This window comes from Pseudomonas sp. FW305-3-2-15-C-LB1 (assembly GCF_058787615.1).
On the sequence record NZ_JBYSZX010000001.1, the window covers coordinates 718472 to 731150 of the forward strand.

The 12679-nt window shown below is 61.2% G+C and carries 12 protein-coding genes; 7 read left to right on the forward strand and 5 right to left on the reverse strand.

Annotation, left to right across the window (positions count from 1 at the left end; translation table 11 throughout):
• The first annotated feature begins 2 nt into the window (after positions 1 to 2).
• From AC3WP7_RS03305 to pdxH, 4 genes are all read left to right on the forward strand, one after another.
• A complete protein-coding gene (locus AC3WP7_RS03305) occupies positions 3 to 2300 on the forward strand; it encodes a beta-galactosidase (protein WP_093512183.1) in 2298 nt (765 codons plus the stop codon).
• An 82-nt stretch (positions 2301 to 2382) separates the two neighbouring features.
• The gene (locus AC3WP7_RS03310) at positions 2383 to 3528 is read left to right on the forward strand and encodes a serine hydrolase domain-containing protein (RefSeq protein WP_071489102.1); all 1146 of its coding nucleotides are present in this window, start codon (positions 2383 to 2385) and stop codon (positions 3526 to 3528) included.
• Between the two features lie 142 nt (positions 3529 to 3670).
• Positions 3671 to 4831 (forward strand): OmpA family protein, encoded by a 1161-nt coding sequence (locus AC3WP7_RS03315; RefSeq protein ID WP_093527652.1) that lies wholly within the window; start codon positions 3671 to 3673, stop codon positions 4829 to 4831.
• A 27-nt stretch (positions 4832 to 4858) separates the two neighbouring features.
• Entirely contained in the window at positions 4859 to 5506 is a 648-nt protein-coding gene (gene pdxH, locus AC3WP7_RS03320; RefSeq protein ID WP_071488840.1) for a pyridoxamine 5'-phosphate oxidase, read from the forward strand.
• A gap of 36 nt (positions 5507 to 5542) precedes the next feature.
• Here the strand turns inward: pdxH and AC3WP7_RS03325 are convergent, their stop codons facing one another.
• Positions 5543 to 5803 (reverse strand): hypothetical protein, encoded by a 261-nt coding sequence (locus tag AC3WP7_RS03325; protein WP_092241224.1) that lies wholly within the window; start codon positions 5801 to 5803, stop codon positions 5543 to 5545.
• A gap of 157 nt (positions 5804 to 5960) precedes the next feature.
• Here AC3WP7_RS03325 and AC3WP7_RS03330 point away from each other — a divergent pair, with 157 nt between their 5' ends.
• Positions 5961 to 6425: an outer membrane lipoprotein gene (locus tag AC3WP7_RS03330; RefSeq protein WP_003189251.1), complete on the forward strand. Its 465-nt coding sequence runs from the start codon at positions 5961 to 5963 to the stop codon at positions 6423 to 6425.
• 72 nt (positions 6426 to 6497) lie between these two features.
• On the opposite strand, the gene nhaA is transcribed toward AC3WP7_RS03330, so the two are convergent.
• A complete protein-coding gene (nhaA, locus tag AC3WP7_RS03335) occupies positions 6498 to 7685 on the reverse strand; it encodes a Na+/H+ antiporter NhaA (protein ID WP_092241226.1) in 1188 nt (395 codons plus the stop codon).
• Between the two features lie 216 nt (positions 7686 to 7901).
• Between nhaA and AC3WP7_RS03340 the strand changes: the two genes are divergently transcribed.
• Positions 7902 to 8996 (forward strand): PLP-dependent cysteine synthase family protein, encoded by a 1095-nt coding sequence (locus tag AC3WP7_RS03340; protein ID WP_092241228.1) that lies wholly within the window; start codon positions 7902 to 7904, stop codon positions 8994 to 8996.
• 42 nt (positions 8997 to 9038) lie between these two features.
• On the opposite strand, the gene AC3WP7_RS03345 is transcribed toward AC3WP7_RS03340, so the two are convergent.
• The gene (locus AC3WP7_RS03345; RefSeq protein ID WP_093527648.1) at positions 9039 to 10652 is read right to left on the reverse strand and encodes an NAD(P)/FAD-dependent oxidoreductase; all 1614 of its coding nucleotides are present in this window, start codon (positions 10650 to 10652) and stop codon (positions 9039 to 9041) included.
• A 106-nt stretch (positions 10653 to 10758) separates the two neighbouring features.
• Positions 10759 to 11430, reverse strand: coding sequence for a COG3650 family protein (locus tag AC3WP7_RS03350; RefSeq protein ID WP_102591667.1), 672 nt, complete (start codon positions 11428 to 11430; stop codon positions 10759 to 10761).
• 181 nt (positions 11431 to 11611) lie between these two features.
• On the opposite strand from AC3WP7_RS03350, the gene AC3WP7_RS03355 reads away from it, so the two are divergent.
• Entirely contained in the window at positions 11612 to 11992 is a 381-nt protein-coding gene (locus AC3WP7_RS03355) for a hypothetical protein (protein ID WP_102591666.1), read from the forward strand.
• Here the strand turns inward: AC3WP7_RS03355 and AC3WP7_RS03360 are convergent.
• Positions 11977 to 12576: a short chain dehydrogenase gene (locus AC3WP7_RS03360; protein WP_092241236.1), complete on the reverse strand. Its 600-nt coding sequence runs from the start codon at positions 12574 to 12576 to the stop codon at positions 11977 to 11979. The genes AC3WP7_RS03355 and AC3WP7_RS03360 overlap by 16 nt on opposite strands.
• Between the last annotated feature and the right edge of the window lie 103 nt (positions 12577 to 12679).

Below are 12679 nucleotides of genomic sequence, written 5' to 3' on the forward strand. Positions count from 1 at the left end.
GTATGATTCGCACGTTGCCCGCTCTTTTTGCCTTGCTGCTCGCCGCGCCCTTGATGGCTGCGCCTGCGGGGCAACAGACTTTGTTCAACTTCGTCCGGCCTGCCGATGTGGTCAAGGTGGCGACCCAGGACGCCAGCCTGCCGCAATACAACGCCGAACAAACCCCCGAAGGCGAAGTGCTGCGCCGCATCACGTTCAACCCGGCCGCCGAACCGAGCCTGGTGCTGAGCCCGCAGACCGGCGCCTGGGACTGGTCCCGGTCGGGTGCCATGAGCCTGCGCATCCAGAGTGCGATGGACTGGGCGTTGACCCTCTACGTCAAGGTGCAGAGCGCGGATGGCAAGACCCTGGTCAGCCGCATCGACCTGCCCGCCGGCCCGGCTCAGACCTTGCTGGTTCCGCTGCAGGCCAATTCGCCGCTGAGCCAGGGCATGAAGGCCGGCCCACCGATGCCGATCACCGTGGACGGCCAGCGTGTGTTGCTGGCCAGTAGCGCTGGCGAGATCGACCGCAGCCAGGTGGTTTCGGTGACGCTGTCGATGCTCAAACCCAACGCCGCCCAGAGCATCCTGCTGGAGCGCTTCGGCGTGCAGGACAGCGAGCCGGTGCTGAAGGCGGCCTACAGCGAGCTGGTGGATGCCTATGGTCAATCCACCCGTGCGCGGTGGCCGGAAAAAGTCAGCAGCGACGAGCAACTCAAAGCCGCTGCCGCCAAGGAGCAACAGCAGCTCCAGGGTTGGCTGGCCACGCGGGATAAATCCGCGCTGGACCAATACGGTGGCTGGAACAAAGGCCCGGCATTCGACGCCAGCGGGTTTTTCCGTACCGAGAAGCGCGACGGACGCTGGTACCTGGTGACACCGCAAGGACATCCGTTCTACTCCCTGGGCGTCAATACCGTGGCCCCGGACAACAGCCAGACCTATGTGGCCGGCCGTGAATGGATGTTCGCCGCGCTGCCCAAGGGCGGCGAACCCTTCGACAAGTATTACGGCAGCGGCGACAACCGCACCGGCAATGGCGCGGGGGAAGGCCGTGGCTTCGGTGCCGGGCGTTGGTATGACTTTTACGGCGCCAACTTGCAGCGTACCTATGGCGGTGACGGCTTCGACCAGAAACGTTGGGTCACTCACACCCTCGACCGCTTGCAGGCCTGGGGTTTCAACACCGTCGGCAACTGGAGCGACGAGAGCCTGGCCACCGCCGGCCGGGTTCCCTACACCTTGCCGCTGTCGATCGTCGGCGATTACGCCAGCATCAGCACCGGCACCGACTGGTGGGGCGGCATGCCCGACCCGTTCGACCCGCGTTTCGCCATGGCCACCGAGCGCGCCGTGGCGATTGCCGCCCGTGACCACCGCGATGACCCGTGGTTGATCGGCTTTTTTGCCGACAACGAGTTGGCCTGGGCCGGCCCTGGCGATGATCCGAAATCCCGCTACGCCTTGGCGTACGGCACGTTGCGCATGACCACCGACGTACCGGCCAAGCGCGCGTTCCTCAAGCAACTGCGCGACAAGTACCGCAACGAAGAAGGTTTGTCGAAAGCCTGGGGTATCGAATTGAAGGGCTGGGAGCTGATGGAGGACCCGGGTTTCGAACCGCCGATGCCGAATCCCGAGCACCCGGAAATCGAGGCGGACTTCAAATACTTCCAGAAGACCTTCGCCGATGCCTACTTCAAGACCATTTCCGACTCGCTGAAATGGCACGCGCCCCATCAACTGCTGCTGGGTGGCCGTTATGCGGTCAGCACGCCGGAAGCCGTGGCCTCCTGCGCGCAGTACTGCGATGTGTTGAGTTTCAACATGTACACCCTCAAGCCTCAGGACGGCTACGACTTCGCCGCGTTGCGGGCGTTGGACAAGCCGGTGCTGATCACCGAATTCAATTTCGGCTCGGCCGACCGTGGGCCGTTCTGGGGCGGCGTGACACAGTTGGCCAGGGAAGAAGATCGTGGCGCGGCGTATGGCAACTTCCTCAAGCAGGCCATGGCCGAGCCGTCGATTGTCGGCGTGCATTGGTTCCAGTACCTGGACCAGCCGGTGACCGGACGTCTGCTGGACGGTGAAAACGGTCACTTTGGCCTGGTCGGTATCACCGACGTACCGTTCCAGGGTTTTGTGGAGAGTGTGCGCAAAAGCAACCTGGCGGCGGTCGACCAACTGGGCAAGGAAGCGCAAAAGGCCAAGGCGGCAGGCGCCACGCGTGAAAGCGAAGGTGGCAGGGCCGGGCATGAAGGCAAAGGCCCGGGGCAGGGCGCCGGGCATGCAGGCGGTCACTCCGGGAACGGTCATTGATTGAGTGCTGACGGGTTCACAAAACCCACCAGGGCTGGAACAATGTCGGCCACTTTTTTCGATGTTTTCCGAGGGCGCTCAGGTGCAGATCCAGGGTCATTACGAACTCCAGTTCGAAGCGGTACGTGAAGCGTTCGCCGCGTTGTTCGATGACCCGCAGGAGCGTGGTGCCGGGCTCTGCATCCAGATCGGCGGCGAAACGGTCGTCGACCTGTGGGCCGGCACCGCCGACAAGGACGGCGCCGAGGCCTGGCACAGCGACACCATCGTCAACCTGTTCTCCTGTACCAAGACTTTTACCGCCGTCACGGCCCTGCAATTGGTGGCCGAAGGCAAGTTGCAACTGGATGCGCCGGTCGCCAACGTCTGGCCGGAGTTTGCCGCGGCCGGGAAAGAAACCATCACCCTGCGCCAGTTGTTGTGCCATCAGGCCGGGTTGCCGGCGATCCGCGAGATGCTCCCCACCGAAGCCCTGTACGACTGGCAACTGATGGTCGACACCCTGGCGGCCGAGGCCCCGTGGTGGACGCCGGGCCAGGGCCATGGCTACGAGGCGATCACCTACGGCTGGCTGGTCGGTGAGCTACTGCGGCGTGCCGATGGGCGCGGGCCGGGAGAGTCCATCGTGGCGCGGGTCGCACGGCCATTGGGCTTGGACTTCCATGTGGGCCTGGCGGACGAAGAATTTTATCGCGTGGCCCATATAGCGCGCAGCAAAGGCAATATGGGCGATGAAGCCGCGCAACGTCTACTGCAAGTAATGATGCGCGAACCGACGGCGATGACCACGCGTGCATTTGCCAATCCACCGTCTATTCTGACCAGCACTAATAAACCCGAATGGCGCCGTATGCAGCAGCCGGCGGCAAATGGTCACGGCAATGCGCGCAGCCTGGCGGGTTTTTATAGTGGACTGTTGGACGGTAGTTTGCTGGAGGCCGACATGCTCGAACAATTGACTCGCGAGCACAGCATCGGTCCGGATAAAACATTATTGACACAAACCCGTTTCGGCCTGGGCTGCATGTTGGATCAGCCGCAGTTGGCCAATGCCACCTTCGGCCTTGGCCCACGTGCATTCGGGCATCCGGGCGCTGGTGGTTCGGTGGGGTTTGCCGATCCTGAACATGATGTTGCGTTCGGGTTCGTGACTAATACACTCGGACCTTATGTACTTATGGACCCGCGGGCACAGAAGTTGGTCAGAATATTGGCCGGTTGTCTGTAAAACCCTTGCTGTTTCACATTTTTTTGTTACAAAGGCAACTATAAGAAGACGCTGTAGGAAAAGTTGTAACTTTATTCTTCTGCAAGCGTCTGTTTAACGGATCATCTAGATCCCTGGTTTTTTCTCATTTTGTGGATATCTCATGTTATCGAACAAGTCCTTGGCTCTTGCGCTATGTCTCACTATTACCGGTTGCGCACAAACTCCACAAAATGATGCCGAGGGCGGGCATTGGTGGTCATTTGGATCCGATAAGGCCTCGACCAAGGACGCAGTGACCCAGGCCGACACCAAGCCGGAAGCCAAGCCAGACGCCAAGCCGGCTGCAGGCGCCAAGCCTGCAGCACCGGTAGCTGCCGCCGCCGCAGCACCAGCTTCGGCTCCAGCTCCCGCCGCCAAGGCGGACACCGGTTCCAGCTGGTGGCCGTTTTCCTCCAAGAGCGCCGATGAGAAGGCAGCCGATGCGAAGGCCGACCTGAAAGCCGACCTGAAGGCCGCTGATCCAGCCCCAGCAGTCGCCAAGACCGACACCGAAACCCACTGGTGGTGGCCGTTCGAAAGCAAACCCAAGCCATTGGCCAAGGTCGACGTGACCAACGTGCCGATGCCCGACCCGAAAATCACCCAAGCCTGGCTGGACGACTATGAGCCGCGTCTGCGCGCGGCTATCAAGGACAGCAACCTGCAACTCGAGCGTCGCGACAACGTGCTCGTGGTGATTGCCCCGGTTGATGGTTCCTACAACCCGAAACGCCCGGCCATGCTGCTGCCGGTCACCCTCGGTCCGTTCACCCGGGTTGCCAAGGCCGTTGAAGCCGATCCGAAGACTGCCGTGCTGGTACTGGGTCACGTCGATGCCACCGGCACCGCCCCGGCCAGCCAGGCGCTGACCAAGGAGCGTGCACAGTCCATCGCCTCGATCTTCAGCCTCAGCGGTTTGAAGCAGGACCGCCTGATGCTGCGCGGCATGGGCGACCTGATGCCACGTGCCGCCAACGACAGCAGCCAGGGCCGCGCCTTGAACCGTCGCATGGAAATCATGTTCACCCAGCGCACTACCATGTTGGCGCTGCTGAGCAAGTATCAGTCGGGCAAGACCCCGCCTGTCGCCGAAATGGTGGCGGTGCAGGACGTTCCAGCCCCGGCTCCAGCCGCCAAGGCCCCGGCCAAGAAGGCTTCGACCGCCAAGAAAGCGGCTGCCAAGCCAGCGGCCAAGAAAGCCCCGGCCAAGCCAGCGGCGAAAAAAGCGGCACCCGCCAAAGCCAAGGCTGCTGCACCGGCAAACGACCAGGCGAAAAACTGATCTGCTGAACCAGAAGGATAAAGCCGCATGACCCAGGCACTGGCCGATATGCGCCGTGACTACACACGGGATGGCTTGAGCGAGGCCCAGGCCCCGAGCGAGCCGTTTGCCTTGTTCCACCAGTGGTTTGCCGACGCGGTGAAAACCGAGCAGCCACCGGTTGAGGCCAATGCAATGACCTTGGCCACGGTCGACCAGGACGGTCGCCCGCACTGCCGCATCCTGTTGCTCAAGGGCCTGGATGCGCAGGGCTTTACCTTCTTCACCAATTATCAGAGCGCCAAGGGCCAACAGCTTGCGGCGCGGCCGTTTGCAGCCATGACGTTTTTCTGGCCGACCCTGGAGCGCCAAGTGCGCATTGAGGGTCGAGTGGTGAAGGTCACGCCTGAAGAGTCGGATGCTTATTATCAGGTTCGTCCCTTGGGCAGCCGCCTGGGGGCATGGGCGTCTCCGCAAAGCCAGGTCATCCGTGACCGGGAAGAGCTGCAGGACCTGCTCAAGGCTACCGAGCAGCGTTTCAGCGATACCCAGCCTGACTGCCCGGAGCACTGGGGTGGTTATCGCCTGTTACCCGAGCGCATCGAGTTCTGGCAAGGCCGCGCCAGCCGCTTGCATGACCGCCTGAACTATCGCCTGCAAGGGGCCGACTGGACCCGCGAACGCCTGGCACCCTGAGCTGCACCTTTCGTCACTCCGCTTGAATGATGCCTGTCACCCCGACGTCTCTATTGAAGAGGCTTCGGGCGTGTACTGCTGCGCCGCGTTCTTCAGCCAGTGAGGCAAGTGGGACCGTTTGATCTTCAAGCGGCGAGCCTCTTGCAGCTGTTGCAGCATGAAGGTGCGCTTGTGCAGATCATTACCCGCCAGCGACAGTGCCAGGTCACGGTCTATCCAACGCCTGATGCGCAGGTACAACCAGGCATGGAAATACAGTCCCGCAAGGGTTGTGACTACAATGATGAAGTAATCCATGAAGATCCCGGTTGAGAGAGCAGCGCTACCGTTCGTCTGTTTTTCTGGTGTGGGCAGTCTGTACTAAGGCTGAATGAAAGCAATTTTCTGCGGTGCTTGCCGTGACAGGCGTCAAGCTGCAGCGTTTAATGACCACCTGTCCTTTGGAGTTGATGCTATGCGTAAGTCTGTTTTACTGGTTGCCTGCTTTACTACCCTGTCGTTGCTGCTGGGTGGCTGCGCCTCGAGTCTGACCGGCGACTCGTACTCCCGTGACGAGGCGCGTCGTGTCCAGACCGTGCGCATGGGGACCATCGAATCCCTGCGTCCGGTGAAAATCGAAGGCACCAAGACCCCAATCGGCGGCGCTGCCGGCGCCGTTATCGGCGGTGTTGGCGGCAGTGCCATCGGCGGTGGCCGTGGCAGTATCGTGACCGCGGTGATCGGCGCTGTTGCTGGCGGCCTGCTGGGTTCGGCCACCGAAGAAGGCCTGACCCGTACCCAAGGTGTGGAAATCACCGTGCGCGAAGACGACGGCAGCATGCGTGCCTACGTGCAGGCCGTGCAGGAGAATGAAATCTTCCGCATCGGCGACCGCGTACGCATCATGACCGTTGACGGTACCAGCCGCGTTACTCGCTAACCGTCGGTTGTAGAAACACAAAACCCCAACCGGGTGACTGGTTGGGGTTTTTGGTTTTCGAGGCTGTCAAATTCAAACCTGAGGTGCGGCCTTTTTACGACTCGCCATTGCCGTCACCGCATACCCGATACACGCCGCCAGTATCGACCCGGTCAAAATCCCCATCCGGTCTTCCCCGGCAAACTCACTGGCCCCCGGTACGAATGCCAGGGAGCCAACAAACAGGCTCATGGTAAAGCCGATACCGCACAGGATCGCCACGCCAAATACCTGGCCCCAGTTCGCGCCGGTGGGCAGGGCGGCCAGGCCGGTCTTGATGGCCAGCCAGGTAAGGCCGAACACACCGATGGTCTTGCCGATCAGCAGGCCCGCGGCGATGCCCATGGGCACATGGTGGGTGAAGCTTTCCAGGCTTACGCCGGTCAAGGACACGCCGGCGTTGGCAAAGGCGAACAGCGGCAGGATGCCGTAGGCCACCCAGGGGTGCAGGGCATGTTCCAGCGTGAGCAGCGGCGAGGGCTCGGCGTTTTTGGTGCGCATCGGGATGCAGAACGCCAATGTCACACCGGCCAGCGTTGCGTGCACACCACTCTTTAGGACGCACACCCACAGGATCAGCCCGACGATCAGGTACGGCCCGAGCTTGATCACGCCCAGGCGGTTCATCGCGATCAACCCAATCAGGCAGGCGCCCGCACCCGCCAGGGCGGCACCGGACAGATCGGCAGAATAGAACACGGCGATCACGATGATCGCGCCGAGGTCGTCAATGATCGCCAGGGTCATCAGGAACAGTTTCAGCGACACCGGCACGCGTTTGCCCAGCAAGGCCAGTACGCCGAGGGCGAAGGCAATGTCGGTGGCCATGGGAATCGCCCAACCGGAAAGCGCGGCGGGGTAGTCCTTGTTGATCGCCCAGTAGATCAGCGCCGGCACCACCATGCCGCCGATGGCCGCGGCGCCAGGCAGCACCACTTGCGAGGGCTTGGACAGGTGGCCGTCGAGCAACTCGCGCTTGACCTCCAGGCCGATCAGCAGGAAGAACAGAGCCATCAGGCCATCATTGATCCACAGCAGGGCGGGCTTGGCGATTTTCAGCGCGCCGATCTGCGCCACCACCGGCACATCGAGAAACGCGCTGTACAGGTGCGACAAAGGTGAATTGTTGATGATCAGCGCCAAGGCCGCAGCCGCGATCAACAACAGACCGCTGGCGGCTTCCAGCTGGAAGAAACGGGTGAAAGTGCTACGCAGAGGCAAGGGATGCTCTCCAATCCAGGTTCAATAGGTGGGTACCCTAACCCGTACCGTTAGTTGTTAAAACAAAAGTTATATTCTTATTTGTTATAAGAGGCTGTCTGGGGCGATGTTGCCGCCAAGCCTAGCAATTGTGTGTCCGATTGAGTCGGTACTGTATCTGTGTGGCGTGTAGGAAACCCCCTAAAATCAGGACTGATACCTTCAGAGAAACTCTCCATGAGCGACCACCGTCCCTGGGCCCGCGAAGCCATTCGTATCATTGAAGCAGACTTCCAGCGTAGTGCCGATACGCACCTGATTCCCTTGCCGTTACCAGGATTGCCGGGTATCGAGTTGTACTTCAAGGACGAGTCCAGCCATCCCACCGGCAGCCTGAAGCATCGGCTGGCACGCTCGTTGTTCCTGTACGCATTGTGTAATGGATGGCTCAAGCCTGGTGCGCCGGTGATCGAAGCATCCAGTGGCTCGACGGCGATTTCCGAAGCCTACTTTGCGCGTCTGCTGGGTTTGCCGTTTATTGCGGTAATGCCAGCCACCACGTCCCAGGAAAAAATCGCACAGATTGCCTTCTACGGCGGCAAGAGCCACCTGGTACAGGACCCCACGCAGATCTACGCCGAATCCGAACGCCTGGCGCGGGAAAGCGGTGGTCATTTCATGGACCAGTTCACCTACGCCGAACGTGCCACCGACTGGCGGGCGAACAACAACATTGCCGAGTCGATCTTCCAGCAAATGCGTTTCGAGCAGCATCCGGAGCCGAGCTGGTTGATCTCCAGCCCCGGCACCGGCGGCACCACCGCTACGCTCGGTCGTTATGTGCGTTATCGCCAGCATTGCACCCGCGTGTTGTGTGCCGATGCGCAGCGTTCGGTGTTCTTTGATTTCTACCAGAGTGGTGATGCCAGTTTGCGCCTGGACTGCGGTTCGCGGATTGAAGGCATTGGCCGACCACGGGTCGAGGCATCGTTTTTGCCCAAGGTCATCGATGCGATGGTCAAGGTACCGGATGCCCTGTCGCTGGCGGCCATGCATTACCTGGCCGACCGGCTGGGACGACGGGTCGGTGGCTCCAGCGGGACCAACCTGATTGGTGCCCTGGTGGCGGCGCAGCAGATGAAAGCGGAGGGGGAGTCGGGGTCGATCGTGGCGATATTGTGTGACGGTGGTGAGCGGTATGCGACGACGTACTACGATCAGGCCTGGCTGGCGGGGCAGGGTTATGAATTGGACGGTTTGATTGCGGCTGTTGCTGCCAGTGTCGAACGGGGCGAGCCGTTGCCGGACAGCATCTTGCGCGCCAATATCTGAATCTGTAGGAGCCCGGCTTGCCGGGCTCCTACAGGTTATGTGTCAGCCGTGCAGCCCCAGCATATCCCGCGCCAACGCCTCGGCAATCCGAATCCCATCCACGCCCGCCGATAGAATCCCACCGGCGTAACCAGCGCCTTCACCGGCAGGGAACAGCCCTTTCACGTTCAAGCTCTGCATCGATTCGTTACGGGTGATCCGCAACGGTGATGAGGTGCGCGTCTCGATACCCGTCAACACCGCGTCGTGCAGCGAGTAGCCCTTGATCTGCTTCTCGAACGCTGGCAACGCTTCGCGGATCGCTTCAATGGCGAAGTCGGGCAAGGCCAGGGCCAAATCGCCAAGAGACACGCCAGGTTTGTAGGAAGGCTCCACGCTGCCAATCGCGGTGGACGGCTTGCCAGCGATGAAATCACCTACCAGTTGTGCGGGAGCCTCGTAGTTGCTGCCGCCGAGGACATAGGCGTGGGACTCCAGGCGTTCCTGCAACTCGATACCGGCCAGCGGGCCGCCTGGGTAGTCCACCTCTGGGGTGATACCGACCACGATGCCGGAGTTGGCGTTGCGCTCGTTGCGCGAGTACTGGCTCATGCCGTTGGTGACCACGCGGTTCGGCTCGGAAGTCGCCGCCACCACGGTGCCGCCCGGGCACATGCAGAAGCTGTACACCGAGCGGCCGTTCTTGGCGTGGTGCACCAGCTTGTAGTCGGCGGCGCCGAGTTTCGGGTGCCCGGCGTATTTGCCCAGGCGCGCGGCGTCGATCAGCGACTGCGGATGTTCGATACGGAAACCCACCGAGAACGGCTTGGCTTCCATGTACACGCCACGGGAGTGGAGCATGCGGAAGGTGTCACGGGCGCTATGGCCCAAGGCCAGGATCACATGTTTGGACAGGATCTGTTCGCCGCCATCGATGACAACCCCATTCAACTGGCCGTCTTCGATCAGCACATCGGTCACCCGCTGCTCGAAGCGCACTTCACCGCCCAGCGCGATGATCTGCTCGCGCATGTTTTCCACCACGCCGGTCAGGCGGAACGTGCCGATGTGCGGTTTGCTGACGTAGAGGATTTCTTCCGGCGCACCGGCCTTGACGAACTCGTGCAGCACTTTGCGGCCGTGGAATTTCGGGTCCTTGATCTGGCTGTACAGCTTGCCGTCGGAAAAGGTCCCGGCGCCGCCTTCACCGAACTGCACGTTGGACTCGGGGTTGAGCACGCTTTTGCGCCACAGGCCCCAGGTGTCCTTGGTGCGCTGGCGCACTTCCTTGCCGCGCTCGAGGATGATCGGCTTGAAGCCCATCTGCGCCAGCAGCAGCCCGGCGAAGATTCCACAGGGGCCAAAGCCGACGACGATCGGGCGTTCGGTCAGGCCTTGCGGTGCCTGGCCTACGACCTTGTAGCTGACATCCGGCGCCGGGTTGACGTTGCGGTCGTCGGCGAATTTGAGCAGCAGGGCGGCTTCGCCCTTTACGTTCAGGTCGATGGTGTAGATGAAGCACAGTTCCGACGACTTCTTGCGCGCATCGTAGCTGCGTTTGAACAGGGTGAAATCGAGCAGGTCATCACTGGCGATGCCCAGGCGCTGCACGATGGCAGGCCGCAGGTCTTCTTCGGGATGGTCGATGGGCAGCTTGAGTTCGGTGATTCGTAACATGACGGGATCCGGTAGGCGGCGGGCAGAGAGGCCGGCTGTTTTGCAAACCGGCGATTATAAGCCCCAATGACCGTTTCCCGTCATGTTAAAACAGCATGGCGTCGCGTCAGTCGTCGCGCGAGCCGCCGAACGATGCGCAACCGCGCTGGACCTGGCCATTGACGCGCAACTCGGCGGTCATGTGTTGCAAACTACCGCTGACCGGGTCGACACAACGCTGCGGCGCCACCCACAATTCCACGTGCTGATTGTTGGCCTCGGTCATCAGGTTAAAGCGACCGTCACCGATTTGCTCTTCCACATAGGGCACCGCCAGTGGTGGCTGGCCCTCGCGTTCCAGCACCAGGCCCTTGGCGGTCACGTTCATCACCCAGGTCGGCTTGTGGCCGTTGGCGCGCAGGATCATGCGCTTGAAGTCCGGGTCGCCGCAGGCCGAGGTCGAGCGCTCGACGCGGTAGAGTTGTTGCAGGTCGACGCTGCCCTCGGTGCCGCTGGCAACCCCGGAGAACTTGCCGCGCAGGTCGGCAAACAACGCGCCTTGCTGACCGGCCAGGGAGGCCGCTTCCTGCAGGATGCTGGTGCCACCGGTGTCGTTGACCACGTAGTTGCGTTTGTCGTTGCACGGCTGGAACAGCAGTTTGCCGCCAACCGCAGTCAGTTCACCCTGCATGCGCGTCAGCCCGGCCAGCGACGGCTTGGCAGGATCACTCTCGAACATTTGGCAGGCAGCGAACAAGGGAAGCAGGGCAAACAGGAACAGGGTATGGGCGGCACGCATTATCGGGTCTCCAGGCAAGTGCCGTCACGTTACTCAGGCCGGCGCCGCATCACAAGCCCGTGACATGGTTTGAACCGTCGGCCCGGAACGGATGGGAAAAGTAGCGCCGCCGATCAGGCGTTTCCTACACTTGGGTTTGGAGAGGCGTGAGAGCGTCGAGCTCTTTTGAGTGGGAGCAGCAATGAATATCAAATGGTGTATCTGTGTGCTCATGCTTTGGGCCAATGCAGCCTTCTCAGGCGAGCCCGCCCAGCTCTCCTACTCGTCAGCCACCGATTTCACGGATATTTCGGTGATACTCAAGGGAAGTGAGCACCCTGTGCCGGGTTATGTCGAAGTGAATGTTTCACTGAGCCCAGAGGCGACAGCAAGGACAAAATCCATCACGTTGCTGGCCTACCTAAAGTACGTCACATTTTATGTAGACGGGTATCAGTTAAGTACGGGCCGGGTTCACAGCCAACTGGGCGGGGCGCTCAGACTTATAGCCCCGCGTGCGCTGGTGGTTGAGTGGATGTCTCAGTTATTACCTGAGACAGTTGCCGCTCAACCGACGATGTAAGTCTGCCCGGTCTGCAAACCCTCGACACTCTTCGCGTAGGCCAACGCCACGTCAGCACCTGCCGCGGGTTTGAAACCACGAAAATACGGTGCATAGCTGCCCATGGCTTCCACCAGCACCGTCGGGCTGACAGCATTTACGCGCAGGCCTCGTGGCAGCTCGATGGCGGCCGCTTTGACGAAGGCATCGATGGCGCCATTGACCAATGCAGCCGAGGCGCCGGTGCGGATCGGGTCGCGGTTGAGGATGCCGCTGGTGAAGGTGAACGAGGCACCATCGTTGGCGAACTCACGGCCGATCAGCAGCAGATTGACCTGGCCCATCAGCTTGTCACGCAAGCCCAGCTCGAAATCGCTCTCGCTCATTTCGCCCAATGCCACGAAGTTCACGCTGCCTGCTGCGCAGACCAGGGCGTCGAATTTACCGGTCTGTTCGAACAGCTTGCGGATCGACGCGCTGTCGCTGATATCCACCTGGAAGTCACCGCTGCTGCGGCCGATGCTGATCACCTCGTGACGCTGAGCCAGTTCCGCCTTGACCGCCGAGCCGACGGTGCCGCTGGCGCCAATCAATAGGATTTTCATGGTGCTGTTCCTCCGGGAGTAAGTGAAGGTTCAGTCTAGAGTGGCTTTTTTGCTGGATAAACGCGCTAATAGGCAACCTTTGGTTTTCTTTTGGAAACAATCC

Coding starts and splice junctions, on each gene's coding strand:
- AC3WP7_RS03305 (WP_093512183.1), top strand. CDS start 3: ATGATTCGCACGTTGCCCGCTCTTTTTGCCTTGCTGCTCGCCGCGCCC.
- AC3WP7_RS03315 (WP_093527652.1), top strand. CDS start 3,671: ATGTTATCGAACAAGTCCTTGGCTCTTGCGCTATGTCTCACTATTACC.
- pdxH (WP_071488840.1), top strand. CDS start 4,859: ATGACCCAGGCACTGGCCGATATGCGCCGTGACTACACACGGGATGGC.
- AC3WP7_RS03325 (WP_092241224.1), bottom strand. CDS start 5,803: ATGGATTACTTCATCATTGTAGTCACAACCCTTGCGGGACTGTATTTC.
- AC3WP7_RS03330 (WP_003189251.1), top strand. CDS start 5,961: ATGCGTAAGTCTGTTTTACTGGTTGCCTGCTTTACTACCCTGTCGTTG.
- AC3WP7_RS03340 (WP_092241228.1), top strand. CDS start 7,902: ATGAGCGACCACCGTCCCTGGGCCCGCGAAGCCATTCGTATCATTGAA.
- AC3WP7_RS03345 (WP_093527648.1), bottom strand. CDS start 10,652: ATGTTACGAATCACCGAACTCAAGCTGCCCATCGACCATCCCGAAGAA.
- AC3WP7_RS03350 (WP_102591667.1), bottom strand. CDS start 11,430: ATGCGTGCCGCCCATACCCTGTTCCTGTTTGCCCTGCTTCCCTTGTTC.
- AC3WP7_RS03355 (WP_102591666.1), top strand. CDS start 11,612: ATGAATATCAAATGGTGTATCTGTGTGCTCATGCTTTGGGCCAATGCA.
- AC3WP7_RS03360 (WP_092241236.1), bottom strand. CDS start 12,576: ATGAAAATCCTATTGATTGGCGCCAGCGGCACCGTCGGCTCGGCGGTC.